This window comes from Sulfitobacter sp. G5_S2_6_S6 (assembly GCF_054968505.1).
Genome location: NZ_JBQKUI010000001.1, coordinates 37,644 through 56,743 on the forward strand (window position 1 = coordinate 37,644; position 19,100 = coordinate 56,743).

The following is a 19,100-nucleotide window of genomic DNA, read 5'->3' on the forward strand; positions in this document are numbered from 1 at the left end:
CGGTTCCTCTAGCCCTAAACCCTGCCCCAATACAAAGAATTGCCGCATGCTGCTCTTGATAGATAACTACGATAGCTTCACCTACAACCTCGTACACTATCTGGGTGACCTCGGGGCCGAAGTCGAAATCCGCCGCAATGACCAGATCGACGTGCAGGCCGCGATGGCGATGAACCCGGCGGGGATCATCCTGTCGCCCGGCCCCTGCGACCCGGATCAAGCGGGCATCTGCCTTGCGCTGACGGCAGCCGCCGCCGAAACAAGCACGCCGCTTTTGGGTGTGTGCCTTGGCCATCAGACGCTGGGTCAGGCGTTCGGCGGCAAGGTCGTGCGCGCGGGCGAGATCGTGCATGGCAAGATGGGCATGATGCACCACAAGGGTCAGGGCGTCTTTGCGGGGCTGCCATCGCCCTTTGCCGCGACACGCTATCATTCGCTGATCGTTGACCGCGCCACCCTGCCCGACTGCCTTGAGATCACGGCAGAGCTTGAGGACGGCACGATCATGGGCCTGCAGCACCGTGACCTGCCGCTGCATGGCGTGCAGTTCCACCCGGAATCGATCCGCTCGGATCACGGTCACCAGATGCTGCAAAACTTCCTGAACAACGTAAAGGTGCCCGCATGAGCGACGCTCTGAAACCTCTGATCGATGCGGCCGCCAATGGTCCGCTGACCCGGGATCAGGCCGAAACCGCGTTCCAGATCCTGTTCGAGGGCGAAGCGACCCCCAGCCAGATCGGTGGTTTCCTGATGGCCCTGCGCACCCGTGGCGAGACGGTGGATGAATATGCCGCCGCCGCCCATGTCATGCGCGCCAAATGCAACCCCGTCACCGCCCCCGAGGGCGCGATGGACATCGTGGGCACCGGCGGTGATGGCAAGGGCACGCTGAATATCTCTACCGCGACGGCCTTTGTCGTGGCCGGCGCGGGCGTCGTGGTGGCGAAACATGGCAACCGCAACCTGTCGTCCAAATCCGGCGCGGCGGATGCGCTGACGCAGATGGGGCTCAAGGTGATGGTCGGGCCCAAGGTGGTCGAGGCCGCCCTGCGCGATGCGGGCATCGGCTTTATGATGGCCCCGATGCACCATCCCGCGATTGCCCATGTCATGCCCACACGGTCCGAACTGGGCACACGCACGATTTTCAACATCCTCGGCCCGCTGACCAACCCTGCGGGCGTCAAACGGCAGCTGACCGGTGCCTATCGCCGCGATCTGATCCGCCCGATGGCCGAAACACTTGGCGCGCTTGGCTCTGAAAAAGCGTGGCTTGTCCATGGCTCCGACGGGACGGACGAGCTGACGATCACCGGCACCAGCTGGATCGCCGCGCTGAACCCTGATGGCACCATTTCCGAATTCGAGATCACGCCCGAAGACGCGGGCCTGCCGGTCCATCCGTTCGAGGATATCGTCGGCGGCACACCCGAAGAAAACGCACGTGATTTCAATGCACTGCTGGACGGAACCCCATCGGCATACCGCGATGCGGTCTTGCTCAATTCGGCGGCGGCGCTGGTCGTGGCCGATGCCGCGCCCGATCTGAAAGCGGGGGTAGAGATGGCACGCCACAGCATCGACAGCGGTGCGGCCCGTGACAAGATCACCCAAGTCGCGCGGATCACCCAGACCGCATGAGCCGTTTTGACCTGTCGCGCCTCGGGGCCTGGCGCGACCTTGCGTTCTTTGACGATACCCTTCCCGGCATCGCCGCCGCGCTGGCCGCGGACCCGCGCGAGACGCTGCCGCCCCGACCGCAGGTTTTCGCCGCGCTGGAACATACCCAGCCCGACGCGGTGCGCGTGGTGATCCTGGGGCAGGATCCCTATCCCACCCCCGGCCATGCCCACGGCTTTGCCTTCTCCGCCAGCGCCGATACCAAACCGCTGCCCCGTTCTCTGTCCAATATCTATAAGGAGATGGTGGATGACATCGGCGCGTGCCCACCGGATGCCGATCTGCGGTTCTGGGCGGATCAGGGCGTGCTGTTGTTAAATACCACATTGACCGTGCCTGCGCGGGACGCAGGCGGTCATGGGAAACTGGGCTGGCAGCAGCTGACCACGCAAATTCTTGGCCGCTTGGCCGACCGTCCCCGCGCCTATTTGCTGTGGGGTGCGCATGCCCAAAAAGTCGCGCGGGATGTGGACGGGGGACCGAACTTCAAACTTGAAACCGCGCACCCGTCGCCCCTGTCCGCGCGGCGTGGGTTTTTCGGGTCACGCCCCTTCTCGCGCTGCAATGACTGGTTGCACGCCCAAGGCCAAGCGGCCATAAACTGGGCAACACCGGAGACATCATGACCGATACCAACACTGGCACCATCCTAGACAAGATCAAAGCCTACAAGCTGGAAGAGATCGCCGCCGACAAGGCCGCCAAACCGCTCGAGGCCGTAGAGGCAGAGGCGCGCGCCGCCTCGCCCGTGCGCCCCTTTGCCGACGCATTGTTCGACGCCTCGCGCGAGGGGTACGGGCTGATTGCCGAGGTCAAGAAGGCAAGCCCGTCAAAAGGGTTGATCCGCGCCGATTTCGACCCCGCGACACTGGCCGCTGCCTATGCCGCGGGTGGTGCGACCTGTCTGTCGGTGCTGACAGACACGCCCAGCTTTCAGGGGGCCAAGGAATATCTTGTCGCCGCCCGCGAGGCCTGCACCCTGCCCGTGCTGCGCAAGGATTTCATGTACGACCCCTATCAGGTCGCCGAAGCCCGCGCGCTTGGGGCCGATTGTATCCTGATCATCATGGCCTCTGTCAGCGATGCCCAAGCGATCGAGCTTGAGGACGCCGCCGCCCAATGGGGCATGGACGCGCTGATCGAGGTACACGACAAGGAAGAGCTGGACCGCGCCGCCGTGCTGAAAAGCCGCATGATGGGGATCAACAACCGCAACCTAAAAACCTTCGAGACGACGCTTGATACCACGCGCCGCCTGTCGAAACATGTGGATGTGGAAAAGATGATCGTATCGGAAAGCGGGCTGAACACGCCCGAAGATCTGGCCGATATGGCGAAATACGGATCGCGGGTGTTCCTGATCGGGGAAAGCCTGATGCGTCAGGACGATGTAGAGGTCGCAACCCGCAACCTGCTGGCCACACCGCTGCGGCCGGGGGGCATGTAATGGCGCTGACGCATTTTGACGGCAAGGGCGACGCGCATATGGTCGACGTGTCGGACAAACCCGTGACGTCGCGGGTGGCCGTTGCTGAAACCCACATCAAGATGTTGCGCGAAACCTTTGATATCATTACCGAAGGACGCGCCAAAAAAGGTGATGTCATGGGTGTGGCCCGTCTGGCGGGGATCATGGCTGCAAAACGCACCGCCGATCTGATTCCGCTGTGCCACCCTCTCCCGATCACCAAAGTGTCGGTCGAACTGACACCCGATGCCGACCTGCCCGGCCTGCGCATCGCCGCGACCGTCAAGACCACCGGACAGACCGGCGTCGAGATGGAGGCGCTGACCGCCGCCTCTGTCACCGCGCTGACAGTGTATGACATGGCCAAGGCCGTGGACAAAGGCATGGAAATCGGCGGCCTGCGGGTCGTCCTGAAAGACGGCGGCAAATCGGGCCGATACGAGGCAGAATGATCTCTGTCAGCGACGCCCTGTCGCATCTCTTTGATCTCGTCACCGCCACCGAAGTGGAAGCGGTCCCGCTGCGTCAGGCCGCGGGCCGTGTGCTGGCGCGCGATGTTGTTGCCATCCGCACCCAGCCGCCTTTCGCGGCCTCCTCTATGGATGGCTATGCCCTGCGCCAGACAGAGGTCGAGCCCGACGCGATGTTCAAGGTCATTGGCGAAGCGGCGGCGGGCCATCGGTTTGACGGTGTGGTAAAAGCCGGTCAGGCCGTGCGCATCTTTACTGGTGCCCCTGTCCCCGAAGGCGCTGATTTCGTTGTGATCCAAGAGGATACGACCCGTCGTGGCGATCTGATCATGCTGGGCCATGACATCGGCCCCAAGACCAATATCCGCCCCGCCGGTGGGGATTTCCATGCAGGCGACACGATGGATGCGCCGCGTCTGCTGCGCCCTGCCGATATCGCGCTGCTGGCGTCGATGAATGTGGCGACGGTGCCGGTCTATGCCAAACCACGCGTCGCAATCATCGCCACGGGGGACGAGCTGGTGCAACCCGGCGAGGTGCCGAACCCCGACCAGATCATCGCCTCCAATACCTATGGTCTGGCCGCCCTGCTCGAACAGCATGGTGCGCAGTGCCGCATGATCCCGATTGCCCGGGACACGGTGCCCTCGCTGACCCAAGCCTTCACTATGGCGCAGGATGCCGATCTGATTATCACCATCGGCGGTGCCTCTGTCGGAGACCACGATCTGGTTGCCCCCGTCGCCGCCCAAATGGGGATGGAGCAGTCTTTCTACAAAGTCGCGATGCGCCCCGGGAAACCTCTTATGGCGGGGCGGCTGCGTGATGTCCCGATGATCGGCCTGCCCGGCAATCCGGTGTCGGCCATGGTCTGCGGGACGGTCTTTGTCGTGCCGGTGCTGCGCAAGATGCTGGGCCTGCCCGCCGCGCCCGCCGCACGGGTAGATCTGCCGCTTGGCGTCGATCTGCCCGCCAATGGTCCACGCGAACATTATATGCGTGCGATGGTCCGTGACGGTGCCGTCCTGCCCGAAGACAATCAGGACAGTTCGCTGCTGGGTATCCTGTCGCGCGCCGATGTCCTGATGGTCCGCCCGCCCCACGATGGGGCCCGCACAGCCGGAGAGATCATAGGCTGTATTCCCCTCTGACGGTTGACACAAAACAGGAACATCCCTAGAACAAACCCCAAATAGAAACGGGGAATGTCCGGATGCTGACCAAGAAACAACTCGATCTGCTGGCCTTTATTCACAAACGTGTGCAGCGCGACGGCGTGCCGCCCAGCTTTGACGAGATGAAAGAAGCGCTTGATCTGCGGTCCAAATCCGGCATCCACCGTCTGATCACAGCGCTGGAGGAACGCGGATTCATCCGCCGCCTGGCGCATCGCGCCCGCGCGATAGAGGTGGTGAAACTGCCCGATAGCTTGGGCAGCCTGTCCGGTGCGGGCTTTACCCCGCGCGTGATTGACGGCGACCGCCCCGATGGGCCGCCCCCCTCTGCCGCGCAGCCGGTCAGCGCGTCGTCCTTTGATGTGCCGATGATGGGCCGGATCGCCGCCGGTGTCCCGATCGAGGCGATCAGCACTATGACCCAATCTGTCGCCGTCCCCGGCGGGATGATCAGCGGCAGCGGCGAACACTACGCGCTTGAGGTGCAAGGTGATTCCATGATCGACGCTGGGATCAATGATGGCGACGTGGTGATCATCCGCGAAACCTCTGTCGCGGATGATGGGGATATCGTGGTTGCGCTGGTCGAAGACCACGAGGCGACGCTCAAGAAATTCCGCCGTCACGGCAGCTCTGTCGCGCTGGAAGCCGCTAACCCCGCCTATGAAACGCGGGTTCTGCCGTCGGATAAGGTCAAGGTGCAGGGGCGTCTGGTCGGGTTGATCCGCACCTACTGACGCTTGCTACCGCGGCGGCCTGTCCTTGGGCCATGCCGTCCACAGCCGCGTGCCCGCCTTTTGGCGGGCCGTTTGCATTGTGACCCGCCCGTTGTCGAGGGTGAGTGCGACTGCCCCCGTGGATCGCAACCGGTCGGGGTCAAACACATCGCAGCCGCCCGTCAGCGGCGGTTCAGGCACAACTGACAGCACGATGATCTGATCCGCACGGCACGCCCCGAACGCCGCCCGCGCGCGTTTGCCGGACAGGTGGATCACCTCTCGTTCCCCGATCTTTGGCCTTGTGGGCCAACGCGCGGCGGCCCGGGCCTGATCGGCGCCGTCGCCGTCATTCTCCAGCCAGTTGAGCGCGACAAAGCCTGCGCCTTTTGCCTTGCTCAGCGCACGGCCCGTGGGGGTCATCACCCCCACCAGACTGCCGGTGTCCGAGATCAGTACCGTCGGACGCTCTGCCCCGTGCCACAATACCCCCGCCGCAATCACGGCTCCCAGACCGGCAAATCGCAACCAACCCTGCCACAGCAACAGCCACAAAAACCCGAGCGCCAGCAGCGGCAGCACCCAAGGGCCGGGGGCGGCCACATGGCCCTGCGCCCCGTCGATCCCCGCAACGCCCTGCGCGACCAGCAAGATCCAGCGCAACCCTGCGCCCATGACCTGCAGGGGAATCCACTCTAGTCCCAGCGGTGCCATGACCAAGGCCGCGACGGCGGCCGGCATCACCAAGACCCCCATCAGCGGGACCGACAGCAGGTTCGCGACCAAGCCATACTGCGCGATCGTATTGAAATGGGCCGCCCCGATGGGCGCGGTAAAGCCCCCCGCCACAGCCGAGGAGATCACCGTCGCCACAGCCGGTGCCAGCCACTTCGGCCCAAGCGAGACCTCGGCGTTGCGCAACCAGCCAAAGATCGCAACCAACCCCGTGGTAGCGGCAAAGGACATCTGGAACCCCGGCCCCGTCAATGCCTCTGGCCGAAGGACCAATACGATCGTGGCTGCAATCGCCACGGCCCGCAGGGTCAGCGCCCGTCGCCCGATGATCAACGCGCCAAGGGCAACGGCGACCATGATGAACGCGCGTTCGGTTGCGACATTACCCCCCGACAACAGCAGATAGCCACTGGCCGCCACCAGCGCCCCCGCGGCTGCGATGCTGCGCGTGGGCCAGCGCAGCGCAATCCACGGCACCAACGTCAGCACAATCCGCAACGCGCCAAAGACCACCGCGCTCAGCAACCCCATGTGCAAGCCCGAGATCGCCAATAGATGCGCAAGGTTGCTGGCACGCAGATCCTGCAGCGCGTCCTGGCTGATGGCGCTGCGGTCGCCGGTGGTGATCGCCGTGGCAAACCCGCCGATATCACCCGGCAAGATCCGCTGAATCCGGGCCGAGGCCGCCATGCGCGCCCGAAAGACCGCCAGCCCGCCATGCCCCGCCTCAGCCGGTGTCGCCGCCAGTAACGGGGTGCGACTATACCCCACAGCACCCAAGCCTGCGAACCATGCATGCCGTTGGAAATCAAAGCCCTCAGGCTCTACCGGGCCGCTTGGCGGCGACAGATGCCCCGTGGTCATCACACCCAACCCCGGCGTTATATCCGCGTCAAAGCGTCTGTCGCCGTGCAAGGACACGCGCACATGCAACGGCGTCCGAGGCGCAGACACCCGTTCCAGCACGACCCGATCCAGCGTCAGCCGCAAGGCGTCGGACTGGCTACGATCCACCGCCACGACGCGCCCCGCGATCGGGCCGTAATAGCGCCACCCCAGCACCGGCCCGCCGACAGCATGGGCCCGCCACGCCGCCAGATCAAAACCGAGCAACACCAAGGCCGCGCCCAACAAAACAGGCCCCGCGACCTCGCCCGCCAGAAAGGCCGCAGCCGCCAGCAGCACCGCCCCGCCCGCGACCCAAAGCAGGACGGTCAGCGAAGGCTCAACCCGCAGCGCAAAATAGCTACCGATCCCCACGGCCAGACACACCGGCACCCAGCCGATCAGATGCCCCCGCTGTGCGCGCATGCTGTGCGCCATATAGGACAACAGCCCCATACTTGCCCCCGTTCTCTGCACTGGGTAGATAGTCGGGGACGCTATCTCCAAAGGAGTTAGCAAATGATAAACGGCACCCCGAACGGGCGTTTTCCGTGAACTTCTGCTGCAAAGGATCCTCCGCCCATGACAACGCCTGTCGTTACCCGTTTCGCCCCGTCTCCTACCGGTTATCTGCACATCGGCGGCGCGCGGACGGCGCTGTTCAGCTGGCTTTATGCACGCGGTCGGGGCGGTAAATTCCTGCTGCGCATCGAAGACACCGACCGCCAGCGCCACACCCCCGAGGCAACCGAAGCGATTCTGCAGGGCATGGCGTGGCTGGGACTGGATCACGACGGTGACGTGGTCAGCCAGTTCGAAAACGCCCCCCGCCACGCCGAAGTGGCGCTGCAACTTCTTGCCGAAGGAAAGGCCTATAAGTGCTTTGCCTCGCAAGAAGAAATCGCCGCGTTCCGGGATCAGGCCAAAGCCGAGGGGCGCAGCACCCTGTACCAATCCCCCTGGCGTGACGCCGCGCCCGAAACGCACCCCGACGCCCCCTATGTCGTACGGATCAAGGCCCCGTTGACGGGCGAAACCGTCATCCGCGACGCGGTGCAGGGCGACGTGGTGATCGGGAACGACCAGCTTGATGACATGGTGCTGTTACGTTCCGATGGTACGCCCGTCTATATGCTGGCCGTTGTTGTTGATGACCATGACATGGGCGTGACCCATGTGATCCGCGGGGATGATCACCTCAACAACGCCGCGCGCCAGATGATGATTTACAACGCCATGGGCTGGGACGTTCCCGTCTGGGCGCATATCCCGCTGATCCACGGCGCGGATGGCAAGAAACTGTCGAAACGTCACGGCGCTTTGGGCGCGCAGGAGTATCAGGCCATGGGCTTTCCCGCGGCCGGTATGCGCAACTACCTCGCCCGTCTGGGGTGGAGCCATGGGGACGACGAATTCTTCACCGACGCCCAAGCGCAAGAATGGTTCGATCTGGACGGTATCCGCAAAAGCCCCGCGCAATTCGACCTCAAGAAGCTGGAAAACATCTGCGGGCAGCACATCGCCGCCGCGGATGATGCTGCATTGCGGCACGAGATCGAGGCCTATTTGACCGCTGCCGGTCTGCCCGCGCTCACAAAAGCGCAAGCAGACGGGTTGGAGCGAGCGATGTATTGCTTAAAGGATCGCGCGAAGAAATTTCCTGATCTTCTTGAAAAAGCTGAGTTTATCCTCGCCGAACGCCCCATCCAACCGGACGAGAAGGCAGAGAAGCACTTGGACAATGTATCCCGTGGTATGCTGACTGAATTGACGCCGCAGTTGCAGAATGTTACTTGGGACAGAGAAACGCTGGAGGAGGCGCTGAACGGCTTTGCCGCCGCTCGGGACACCAAATTCGGCAAACTGGCGGGGCCGCTGCGCGCAGCACTCGCCGGGCGGGCAGCAACCCCATCAGTTTTCGATATGATGCTGGTACTTGGGCGTGACGAAAGCCTTGCCCGTTTAAACGATGCGGCTATCTAAGATATGCAAAAGCATATTCCTGATATGCTCAACAATAACTGAGGGGCGGACCGTTTCGGTATCTCCCCAGTCGACGGCATAACGCACGTCGATAAAACGATAGGAAGGGACTTCATGGCCGAAAGTACAAAATCCGCAACGTTGACCATCGACGGGAACAGCTTTGAACTGCCGATCTACTCCCCGTCGGCGGGCCCGGATGTCATGGACATCCGCAAGCTGTTCTCTCAGGCGAATGTGTTCACATATGACCCTGGATTCACCTCGACAGCGGCCTGTGACAGCACGATCACCTTCATTGACGGTGACGAAGGCGTGTTGCTTCACCGTGGGTATCCGATCGACCAACTGGCCAGCGAATCCCACTACCTCGAAGTGTGCTACCTGCTGCTGTATGGCGAACTGCCCTCTGCCGCGCAGTTGGAAGAGTTCGAAAATCTGGTGACTAACCACACCATGATCCACGAGCAGATGATCAACTTCTTCCGTGGTTTCCGCCGTGATGCACACCCGATGGCGATCATGGTCGGCGTTGTGGGCGCGATGTCTGCCTTCTACCACGACAGCACCGACATCAACGACGCGCACCAGCGCGAAGTGGCAACGATCCGTCTGATCGCCAAGATGCCGACGATTGCCGCGATGGCCTATAAGTACACCATCGGTCAACCGTTCATCTATCCGCGCAACGACGTAGACTATGCCGGTAACTTCCTGCGCATGTGTTTCGCCGTCCCTGCCGAGGATTATGTCGTCGACCCCATCCTTGCCCGTGCGATGGACCGCATCTTTACGCTGCACGCGGACCACGAACAGAACGCATCGACATCGACCGTGCGTCTGGCGTCCTCTTCCGGGGCGAACCCCTTTGCCTGTATCGCTGCTGGCATCGCCTGCCTCTGGGGGCCCGCGCATGGTGGGGCGAACCAGGCATGTCTGGAAATGCTGAAAGAGATCGGCACACCGGACCGCATCCCTGAGTTCATCGCCCGCGCCAAGGACAAGAACGACCCGTTCCGCCTGATGGGCTTTGGTCACCGCGTCTACAAGAACCACGACCCACGCGCGACCGTGATGAAAGAAAGCGCGGACGAAGTGCTTGAGCTGCTGGGTGTCGAAAACAACCCGATCCTGCAGGTCGCGAAAGAGCTTGAAAAACAGGCGCTGGAAGATCCGTATTTTGCAGAGAAGAAGCTGTTCCCGAACGTCGATTTCTACTCGGGCATCATTCTCGAAGCGATGGGTTTCCCCACGTCGATGTTCACGCCGATCTTTGCGCTGGCACGGACCGTTGGCTGGATCTCGCAGTGGAAAGAGCAGATCAGCGATCCTCAGCTGAAAATCGGGCGTCCCCGTCAGCTGTATCTTGGCGAAACACCACGCGACTATGTGGATATCGAAAAGCGCTGAATGTCAGTACATTAGTCAAAACGCCCCGCCCTCACGGCGGGGCGTTTTGCGTTTCACGGTGTGCTACCGCTGCCTGAAACCCAGGACAAAGAGAATCACCTGAAAGCTCGCCAGAAAGCGTCCCGTGATCAAAGCGCCTCTTTCCAGCCCACTGTTTCAACTCACTTTTCCCCATTTCGAAACCATAGCGTCCGAAATATGGCAGTTTTGTGTTGTTGTTTCCAAGCTACGCATAATGGTCAAAATTGATTGACCAACCGCCCCGATCATCCCAGATTCATCGTCAATTCAGTGCAGCTTTACCCTGTGCGATGCACAGCAGAACCCAATACGCCCGCTGCCCCCCGCGGAAAGGATGACCGGATGAACGACCCTCGGCCTCGCCTGCAATGGGATAACGCGACCAGCCTAAGCTGCAAGACCGCACGGCATCACCCCGCGCCGCAGGGATCGTTCGTGCATGATATCGAACAGAAATGTGACCAGATCGCGGTGGTCTATGACAAGGGCCAGACGCCGCCGCGGATCACGGTCAAGCAAGTGTCAGGCAGCGTGCACACGGTGCTCGCCGACGGGATAGCGGTGGCTGTGGTTGCCAGCGCCTCGCGTCCGACCCTCAACCCCGATGACGTGTTGTTGGTCGAACGCTCGGTCTAGTGGGATTAGCGGCCCTCGAAGCTCGCGGGGCGTTTCTGCATAAAGGCCATCACGCCCTCTTTGAAATCACGTGATTGCCCGCATTTGCCTTGTTCCTGCGCCTCTAGCGACAACTGATCCTCCAGCGTATTGTCCCAGCTTGCGCGAATGGCGTTCTTGGCAGCGGCATAGGCTGCGGTCGGACCTTGCGCCAGATGCGCCGCCTTGGCACGCCAATGGGCGTCAAACGCGGCATCGGCCACCGCTTCCCAGATCATCCCCCAGTCATCCGCCTGACGGGCAGAGATTTTATCCGCGAACAAGGCCGCGCCCATAGCCTTGGCCGTGCCCATCTGGCGGGGCAACGTATAGGTGCCGCCCGCATCGGGCATCAGTCCAATGCGCGTAAATGCTTGCAGAAAATAGGAAGATTCCGTCGCAAAGACCACATCCGTCGCCAGTGCGAGGTTCGCCCCTGCCCCCGCCGCAGGACCATTGACCGCGGCGATCGTTGGCACCGGACAGTTTGTGATCGCCCGCAGCATGGGGCCGTATTCCTCGCGCAGGGTGCGTTCCAGATCCAGCGAGCCCTTGCTGCTGCTGTCGCTGAGATCCTGACCGGTGCAAAACGCACGACCGGCACCGGTGATGACCACACAACGCGCGTCTTTGCCCGCTTGGGTAAACGCGTGCTCGATCTCTGCCCGCATTTGCGTGGTCAGCGCGTTCATCTTGTCGGGGCGGTTCATGGTGACCACGGCCAGCCCGTCGGTCAGTTCATAGGTCAGGGTTTGATAGTCCATGGCACGGGTTCCTCATCTAGATTTCCCCCGCACCTTACCCATACGACAGGCCACCGCCAGTGAAACCCCGCGTTATCGCTTCAGAATGTCGTCCAGCCGCGCCTGTTCTTGCGCGCTGAGCGGGGCCTGTTCCGCGGACGGTGCCTTCGCACGACCGCGCAGGTAGCCAAACCCGACCCCCGCCGCGATCAATAGCATGAGGGGCCCTGCCGCCCATAACACCCAGGTCGATCCCCGCGCAGGCGGGTTCAGCAGGACATATTCACCATAGCGGTCGACGATATAAGCGACCGCCTCTTCGTCGCTATCACCGGCCACCAGACGTTCGCGCAGCAGGATACGCAGGTCGCGCGCAAGGCTGGCGTTGCTTTCGTCGATGCTTTCGTTCCGGCACACAAGGCAACGCAACCCTTTCGACAAGCTGCGCGCGCGTTGCTCAAGTGCAGGATCCGAGAGCACCTCGTCCGGCTGCACGGCCCAGGTCGGCGCAACCGATAGCACAGGTGCTACAAGCAACATTAGCGCAAGGATCAGCGCTCTCATTCTGCAGGCACCGGCTTTGATTTCGCCGCCCCTGCCGCAACGCGGTAGCGCCGGTCCGAAAGGCTTAACACGCCGCCAAGGGCCATCAGCGCGCAGCCGATCCAAATCCAGTTGGTCAGCGGCTTGACATAAGTGCGCACCACCCAGCCGCCATTTGCCTGTTCATCCCCGATCACGACATAGACATCGCGCAGCAGATTATAGTCGATCGCCGCTTCGGTCGTGGGCATCTGCGCCACGGGATAGAAGCGTTTCTCCGGTCGCAACTGCGCAATCCCTTCCCCGTCGTGGAACAATGTCACGCTGCCGGTCGTCGCCGTATAATTCGGCCCCTGGCCCTGAGTCACATCGTCCAGCTGCACGGTATAGCGCCCCACATCGTAGGAGTCCCCCAGCGGAACGGCGCGGATGTCATCAATCGACCACGCGGTCAGGCCAGCCACCCCCGCCATGGTCACCCCAAGGCCGGCGTGGGCCACCATCTTGCCCCAATCCGCACGCGGCAACCGCCCAAGCCGGCGCAGCCGGTTACTACCGCGCCCCGTGCGCCCCCACAGATCAACAACGGTGCCCATCACGATCCACGCCCCCAAGAACAACCCGAGCGGCCCCAGCAAGCTGCGCCCCGACTGCATCGCGTAGGCCAGCCCCCCAATCGCAATCGCCAATACAAAGGCGTAGCGTAGCGGCTTTAGCGCCCGCGAAATCACCGCACGCTTCCAAGGCATCGCCGACCCGATCGGTAGGATCAGCCCCAGCATAATCATGAAAGGCGTAAAGGCGGCGTTAAAAAACGGGGGGCCAACGCTCAATTTTCTGTCGAAGAACATTTCGGCCAGCAGCGGCCACATCGTGCCAATGAACACGACGAAACAGGCAACGGCGAGCAATACGTTGTTTACCAGCAAAGCCGACTCTCGGCTGACCATGCTGAACACGCCTTTCGCCTCTAACGCGCTGGCGCGCGCCGCGAACAGAACCAGCGCACCGCCCATGAAAAACGCCATGATCATCAGGATAAACACGCCGCGTTCGGGGTCATTCGCAAAGGCGTGGACCGAGGTTAGCAACCCGGACCTGACGATAAACGTCCCAATCAGCGAGAAGCCAAAAGCCAGGATCGCAAGCAGGATCGTCCAGCTTTTCAGGCTTTCTCGTTTCTCCACAACGATGGCGGAATGAAGCAGCGCCGCCGCCAGAAGCCAGGGCATAAAGCTAGCGTTTTCAACGGGATCCCAGAACCAGAACCCGCCCCAGCCAAGTTCGTAATAGGCCCACCAGGACCCGAGCGCGATGCCAATCGTCAAAAACACCCACGCCGCCAGGGTCCAAGGGCGCACCCACCGGCCCCAAGCAGCATCGATCCGCCCTTCGATCAAGGCGGCAACGGCAAAGCTGAAGGTCATCGAAAGGCCGACATACCCCAAATATAAAAACGGCGGGTGGAAGGCGAGCCCGGGGTCCTGCAAAAGCGGGTTCAGATCCTGCCCGTCAAAAGGTGGCGTCGCCAGCCGCAAGAACGGGTTGGATGTGAACAGGATGAAGGCATAAAACGCCACACCGATTGCGGCTTGCACAGAAAGAACCCGCGCCCGCAAAGTCGGCGGTAGATTCCCCCCGAACCACGCGGCCATCGCCCCGAATAGCGAGACAATGAGCACCCACAGCAGCATTGAGCCTTCATGATTGCCCCAAGTACCGCTGATTTTATACAAAAGCGGCTTCATCGAGTGGCTGTTCAACACCACCAATCGCAGCGAGAAATCAGAGGTGACAAAGGCCCACATCAACGCCCCAAACGCCAGCAATGTCAGGGCGAATTGCGCCCCGGCGGCGGGCTCTGCCACGGCCATCCAACCGGGCCAGCGTTTATGGGCACCAATCAGGGGCACGACCATCTGAACGATGGCAACGCCGAAGGCGAGGATAAGGGCGAAATGTCCGAGCTCTGTAATCATACCCCGATCATAGAGCGGAGCACCGCCCCATACCATGCCGATTCACCGCGAAATCACACGACTGTGCGCAGCAAAGCGTCGCAGGGTCCCCCTTAGCCTGCAACCCTGCGCCAGTCCGCAAGCGCCGCGTTGTCCGATCTGTCGCGCACTGCGTCAGATGCGCTTTCCAGATCCCGCAGGGCCCCTTCTTCAACACCATCAACACGCAGCGTTTCCAGCTCTTTGATATGTCGCATCACCGTTGGTGTCTGCGCAATGGTGCGCGCGATAGAGCGTTGGAACTCTTGTGTTTTTACCTGATGCCGCGCGCCAAAGTAGAAAGATACGATAACCCCCAGAAGCCACCATAACGGCTCTGGCACCAGCGACACGCCCTGCATCCGGCTGGCAAACCAGACCGGGTCAACCATCGCCGTGATGAACAAGCCCAAGGTCCCAAGCGCCAGCGCTGGACGCGGAAGCCGGTTCAGCCCGTCCATGAAACGGTCAAACCGTCCCTTGCGGGGCACAGCGAATTCCGCCCCAAATTGCACCATAGCCTGTTCCCGCGCGGTCGCATCACGGCCGGCCGTCTTTTCCGCATTGGCGCGAAATACCTCGACCGTGTCGCGCACCACATTGCGGCCGTCACCAAAGACCAACGCAAGCGCGGTATCAATCATCCCCATGCCGCGACCCTTTCGTTAAAGTCACGGATGCTCAGATGGTACCGCGGTGACATGAATTCCTCTGCCCGTTTGATCCATCCTCCTTTCTTTCCGGCCCTCGTGCGGGCGTATTTGCGACTTGCGGGGCGCTGATCCGCCAGCCCAAAGTAATAGTTGCGCCGCGCCACGGCGTAGGCGTCCACCATCTGCGCAGGTGCAGCGGCGTAAGCGCGCCCCGTAGCGCCAAGCGTTTGCGGTCCAAGGACCCCGTCCACGGCCACATCAAACTCCATATCTCTTAACAATCGCTGAAGAATCTTCACCGCATTCGCCCCCGCATTCACATACATATCGAAAACCGAAGGCTGGAGCGGACTGGGCAGCTGCGCGATCTTGGGTTTGTGGAAGTAATGGGTGATGAATATCTCGGTCGCTTGATCTTGAGTAAGCTCTTGAACATCGGCGAGATTTACTGCGCCGTCACGGTTCACATCCAGCCCCAGCCGACGCAGCGTGTGGATGGTGACGCCGTGGTTTGTTGCCCCGCCCGGATCATCGGGGTCATTCACAAAGCCCCCCTCACGCGCGACGATGGACTTTGCAATTTCCTCAACAGTTTGCATCAGATTGGCCCTTCTTGCAGATTGCACTGCTGCAAGAATGACGTCTCAGATGTTAACGAAACCCGGCAGGCCCGTACGCATCACCCCTCGGGGGCAACATAAACGCCTTGCTCTTTCAGGGCGTCGACGACCTCTTTCGGCATGTAGGTCTCGTCATGTTTGGCAAGGATTTCAGTCGCTTCGAAGGTGCCGTTTATGTAACGCCCTGTCCCTACCATGCCTTGATTTTCCTCGAACAGATCGGGCAATACCCCGCTGTAGGTCACAGGCACAGCCGCGCCGCCATCGGTCACGGAAAAGCGGATCGTCAGACCATCCCCGCGCACAAGGCTGCCCTCTTCAACTAGGCCACCGATGCGGAACACCTCTGTCGGGCCGGGGGGTTCGGCGATCACCTGACTGGGCGCGCGGAAAAAGTTTATCCCGTCGCGCATGGCATATCCAATCAGCGCCGTGGACAGCACAAGCGCCACGACCGCGACGCCGATAATCTGGATACGCCGTTGCTTTTTAAGACTTTTCATGCGCCCTCAGGGAAAAAGCGGAGCCATCATCAGCCCCTCGACCTCGTCAATACCTAACATCAGGTTGGCGTTTTGCAACGCCTGCCCGCTGGAGCCTTTGGTCAAATTATCGAGCGCGGCAACCACAATGGCGCGGCCGTCGATCCGGTCTGCCACCACGCCGATATGACAGAAGTTCGACCCGCGAATATGGCGCGTGCTCGGGGCCTCCCCCATGGGCAGCACCTCGATAAAGGGCTCGGCATCATAGGCCGCGGCAAGGGTTTTGTGGATCACCTCGGCGTCGCCTTTGACATAGACGGTCGCCAAAATCCCGCGGTTGGCGGGCACCAGATGCGGGGTGAACTGCACCTTGACCGGACGGCCGGCAATGGCGGAAAACTCCTGATCAAACTCACCCAGATGGCGGTGCGTCCCGCCAAGGGAATATGCGTGATACCCCTCGGACAGTTCTGCATGCAGCAGGTTTTCCTTCAACGACCGCCCCGCACCGGACACGGCGCATTTGAGGTCAAGGATGATGTCGTCCAGATCAATCACGCCTTTTTCGATCAAGGGGCGCAGGGCAAACTGACCGGTGGCGGCGTTACAGCCCGTACCGGCCACAAGACGCGCGGATTTGATCTCTTCGCGGTAGAATTCGGTGAGGCCATAGACCGCCTCTTTCTGCTGCTCCAGCGCGGCATGGGGGTTGCCGTACCACTTGGCATAGGCCTCGGGGTCGCGCAGCCGGAAATCTGCCGAAAGATCGACGATTTTCAGGCCTTTAGGCAGGTTCGCGATGACCTCTTGGCTGGTTTTATGGGGCAAGGCGCAAAAGCACAGGTCAATGTCCGAGAAATCGATCTCTTCAATGGTGACCAATGTGGGCAGGTCGAGATGGCGCAGGTGTGGAAACACCTCTGCGATGGTTTGCCCCGCCTTGGAGTTTGCCCCCAAAGCTTTGATCTGCATAGAAGAATGGCCAGCGATCAGCCGGATCAGCTCGGCTCCGGTATAGCCGGAGGCACCAAGAATGGCGATATTATGGGTCATGTCGGGTTCCGTTCGGAAAGTGTTAGCAAATACGTGTTAGGCCGCTTGAAAGGTCAACGGTCGTCGCAAGAATTGCGTGGCACGGCTGCTGACCTTTTTGGGGTCGCCCGTGGTCAGGAAAGCCGCCTCGCCCGTGCCCAGCATATTGGGGTGACGCTTTAGATAGTCGCTCAGACTATGGGCGACCAGATTGGCCTGGCTGAACACTTTGACATCGGGGCCAAGCGCGTCCTGAAAGGTTTCCTGCATCAGCGGGTAATGGGTGCAGCCCAGAATGGCAGCTTCGGGCGCGGGCATCTTGCGTTTCAGCGCGTCCACATGGCTGCGCACCAGCGCTTCGGCGAGGATGAAGTCACCGTCCTCGATCGCATCCACGACACCCCCACAGGCCTGCGCTTCGACATCGACGCCGATCGCCCGAAAGGCCAGTTCACGCTGGAACGCACGGCTTGCCACCGTTGCGGGCGTCGCAAACAGCGCCACGTGCTTGAGATCCACCTCGCGCGGGGGGGAATTGTCGCCCCATTGGCGTTCTGTCATCGCCTCGATCAGCGGCACAAAGACGCCCAACACGCGCTTGTCCGACGGGATCCACCCTTCCTGCATCCGGCGTAGCGCCGCGGCAGAGGCCGTGTTGCACGCCAAGATCACCAGATCGCAGCCGGCATCAAACAGACGCTGGGTTGCAGCAGTGGTCAGGTTATAAATGTCATCCGCGTTACGCACACCGTAGGGCGCATGGGCGCTATCGGCCAAATACACGAAATCCACATCCGGAAGCTGCGCCTGCACGGCATCCCAAACGGTCAGCCCGCCTAGCCCAGAATCGAAAATACCAACTGCCATAACACCTTGCCGTCACCTGTCGGCACGATGCCGATCTTCAAATTCAAACCCCAGATCAAAGGATTTTGCCGGGTCTGGTGACAACTCATACGTCGCTTTGCGCAGGAAATCCATCATAGCTTTTGCGTCTTTTGCCATGGGGTCCAGCACGTTTCTGCCGATGGGGTCGCCGATGACCACGCGCACGGGCGTGTCGACGCGTTTGCGGAATTCCTTGATCAGCAGACCCATGCGCAGGGTGTGATGCAGATGGCTGGCAATCTGGAACAGACGGCTGGTGTGGCCGTCAAAGTAGATCGGCACGACGGTGGCATCCGATTTCGCGATCATGCGGGCGGTAAAGCTGCGCCAGCCCGGGTCCATGGGGCGCGAAAACGGCCGTGCGCTGGTGCTGACGGTGCCCCCCGGAAAGATACCAACCGCGCCACCCTGCCCCAGATACTCCAGCGCGGTCTTGCGCGTGCGCAAGTTCAGCGCCAGCGCGGCCTTGTCCTCGTCAAAACTGATCGGCAGCAGATGGCGGTTCAGGTCGGGCGCGCGGTTAAAGACCGAATGGGCCATGATCTTGAACCCGTCCCGGCGGCGCGCCAACATATGCCCCAGCATCAACCCGTCCAGAATACCGTAAGGATGGTTCGCCAGCGCGATGACAGGCCCCGTTTCGGGGATATTCGCCAGACTGCCGCCCACGACGTCAAGCGTCAGCCCATAGCGCTGCACCATCACGTCAAAGAAGCCCATCCCGCGCGCCATGTCGTCTTCATAGCCGGTTGCGCGTTTCATCAGCCCCAACCGCCCTGTGCTATTCTCCATCAGGCGAATGAAGGCACGCGCGGGCCGCGATTTGGCGGAATAGGCATAGCTAATGTCACGCGCTGTCAGAGGCCGAAGATCGGGCTGCAGGAGGGTCAAGGTCGGTTCCTTTTCACGGGCTTTGCCTTGCCCTCTAGCAGTGGATCA

Annotated in this window: 20 protein-coding genes; 10 read left to right on the top strand and 10 right to left on the bottom strand. The window is 61.5% G+C overall.

Going from position 1 to position 19,100, the window contains the following annotated elements:
- Positions 1-46 precede the first annotated feature (46 nt).
- From ACTRWK_RS00135 to lexA, 7 genes are all read left to right on the top strand, one after another.
- Positions 47-628, top strand: a complete 582-nt coding sequence (locus ACTRWK_RS00135; RefSeq protein ID WP_005853838.1) for an anthranilate synthase component II — start codon at positions 47-49, stop codon at positions 626-628.
- Positions 625-1,644, top strand: coding sequence for an anthranilate phosphoribosyltransferase (trpD, locus tag ACTRWK_RS00140; protein ID WP_037944420.1), 1,020 nt, complete (start codon positions 625-627; stop codon positions 1,642-1,644). Before ACTRWK_RS00135 ends, trpD begins: the two co-directional genes overlap by 4 nt.
- Entirely contained in the window at positions 1,641-2,309 is a 669-nt protein-coding gene (locus ACTRWK_RS00145; protein ID WP_289081583.1) for a uracil-DNA glycosylase, read from the top strand. The genes trpD and ACTRWK_RS00145 overlap by 4 nt, the downstream gene beginning before the upstream one ends.
- On the top strand, positions 2,306-3,130 hold the full coding sequence (trpC, locus tag ACTRWK_RS00150) for an indole-3-glycerol phosphate synthase TrpC (protein ID WP_009824807.1): 825 nt from the start codon (positions 2,306-2,308) through the stop codon (positions 3,128-3,130). The genes ACTRWK_RS00145 and trpC overlap by 4 nt, the downstream gene beginning before the upstream one ends.
- Positions 3,130-3,603, top strand: a complete 474-nt coding sequence (moaC, locus tag ACTRWK_RS00155) for a cyclic pyranopterin monophosphate synthase MoaC (protein WP_037944424.1) — start codon at positions 3,130-3,132, stop codon at positions 3,601-3,603. The genes trpC and moaC overlap by 1 nt, the downstream gene beginning before the upstream one ends.
- The gene (locus tag ACTRWK_RS00160) at positions 3,600-4,772 is read left to right on the top strand and encodes a molybdopterin molybdotransferase MoeA (protein ID WP_289081582.1); all 1,173 of its coding nucleotides are present in this window, start codon (positions 3,600-3,602) and stop codon (positions 4,770-4,772) included. Before moaC ends, ACTRWK_RS00160 begins: the two co-directional genes overlap by 4 nt.
- Positions 4,773-4,834: 62 nt before the next feature.
- Positions 4,835-5,533 (top strand): transcriptional repressor LexA, encoded by a 699-nt coding sequence (lexA, locus tag ACTRWK_RS00165; protein WP_005853849.1) that lies wholly within the window; start codon positions 4,835-4,837, stop codon positions 5,531-5,533.
- A 6-nt stretch (positions 5,534-5,539) separates the two neighbouring features.
- Here the strand turns inward: lexA and ACTRWK_RS00170 are convergent, their stop codons facing one another.
- Positions 5,540-7,588, bottom strand: coding sequence for a ComEC/Rec2 family competence protein (locus tag ACTRWK_RS00170; RefSeq protein WP_289081581.1), 2,049 nt, complete (start codon positions 7,586-7,588; stop codon positions 5,540-5,542).
- A 126-nt stretch (positions 7,589-7,714) separates the two neighbouring features.
- On the opposite strand from ACTRWK_RS00170, the gene gltX reads away from it, so the two are divergent.
- The 3 genes from gltX to ACTRWK_RS00185 all read left to right on the top strand — a co-directional run bounded on the left by gltX (position 7,715) and on the right by ACTRWK_RS00185 (position 11,182).
- The gene (gene gltX / locus ACTRWK_RS00175; RefSeq protein WP_278425454.1) at positions 7,715-9,115 is read left to right on the top strand and encodes a glutamate--tRNA ligase; all 1,401 of its coding nucleotides are present in this window, start codon (positions 7,715-7,717) and stop codon (positions 9,113-9,115) included.
- A 114-nt stretch (positions 9,116-9,229) separates the two neighbouring features.
- Positions 9,230-10,525: a citrate synthase gene (gene gltA / locus ACTRWK_RS00180; RefSeq protein ID WP_037944428.1), complete on the top strand. Its 1,296-nt coding sequence runs from the start codon at positions 9,230-9,232 to the stop codon at positions 10,523-10,525.
- A gap of 363 nt (positions 10,526-10,888) precedes the next feature.
- On the top strand, positions 10,889-11,182 hold the full coding sequence (locus ACTRWK_RS00185) for a hypothetical protein (protein WP_005853859.1): 294 nt from the start codon (positions 10,889-10,891) through the stop codon (positions 11,180-11,182).
- Positions 11,183-11,187: 5 nt separating this feature from the next.
- Here the strand turns inward: ACTRWK_RS00185 and ACTRWK_RS00190 are convergent, their stop codons facing one another.
- The 9 genes from ACTRWK_RS00190 to ACTRWK_RS00230 form a co-directional block, all read right to left on the bottom strand.
- Complete coding sequence (locus ACTRWK_RS00190; RefSeq protein WP_132997241.1) at positions 11,188-11,964, bottom strand: enoyl-CoA hydratase-related protein; 777 nt, start codon at positions 11,962-11,964, stop codon at positions 11,188-11,190.
- Between the two features lie 72 nt (positions 11,965-12,036).
- Positions 12,037-12,507: a cytochrome c-type biogenesis protein gene (locus ACTRWK_RS00195; protein WP_243250358.1), complete on the bottom strand. Its 471-nt coding sequence runs from the start codon at positions 12,505-12,507 to the stop codon at positions 12,037-12,039.
- Entirely contained in the window at positions 12,504-14,465 is a 1,962-nt protein-coding gene (locus tag ACTRWK_RS00200; protein ID WP_289081580.1) for a heme lyase CcmF/NrfE family subunit, read from the bottom strand. The genes ACTRWK_RS00195 and ACTRWK_RS00200 overlap by 4 nt, the downstream gene beginning before the upstream one ends.
- Before the next feature lie 92 nt (positions 14,466-14,557).
- Positions 14,558-15,133, bottom strand: a complete 576-nt coding sequence (locus ACTRWK_RS00205) for a holin family protein (protein ID WP_289081579.1) — start codon at positions 15,131-15,133, stop codon at positions 14,558-14,560.
- A complete protein-coding gene (locus ACTRWK_RS00210) occupies positions 15,124-15,735 on the bottom strand; it encodes a holin-associated N-acetylmuramidase (RefSeq protein WP_037944433.1) in 612 nt (203 codons plus the stop codon). The genes ACTRWK_RS00205 and ACTRWK_RS00210 overlap by 10 nt, the downstream gene beginning before the upstream one ends.
- An 80-nt stretch (positions 15,736-15,815) precedes the next feature.
- Complete coding sequence (ccmE, locus tag ACTRWK_RS00215; protein WP_005853870.1) at positions 15,816-16,259, bottom strand: cytochrome c maturation protein CcmE; 444 nt, start codon at positions 16,257-16,259, stop codon at positions 15,816-15,818.
- Between the two features lie 6 nt (positions 16,260-16,265).
- A complete protein-coding gene (argC, locus tag ACTRWK_RS00220) occupies positions 16,266-17,294 on the bottom strand; it encodes an N-acetyl-gamma-glutamyl-phosphate reductase (RefSeq protein WP_289081578.1) in 1,029 nt (342 codons plus the stop codon).
- Positions 17,295-17,330: 36 nt separating this feature from the next.
- The gene (locus ACTRWK_RS00225; RefSeq protein WP_005853874.1) at positions 17,331-18,140 is read right to left on the bottom strand and encodes a glutamate racemase; all 810 of its coding nucleotides are present in this window, start codon (positions 18,138-18,140) and stop codon (positions 17,331-17,333) included.
- A 12-nt stretch (positions 18,141-18,152) separates the two neighbouring features.
- A complete protein-coding gene (locus ACTRWK_RS00230; protein ID WP_051843964.1) occupies positions 18,153-19,052 on the bottom strand; it encodes a lysophospholipid acyltransferase family protein in 900 nt (299 codons plus the stop codon).
- Between the last annotated feature and the right edge of the window lie 48 nt (positions 19,053-19,100).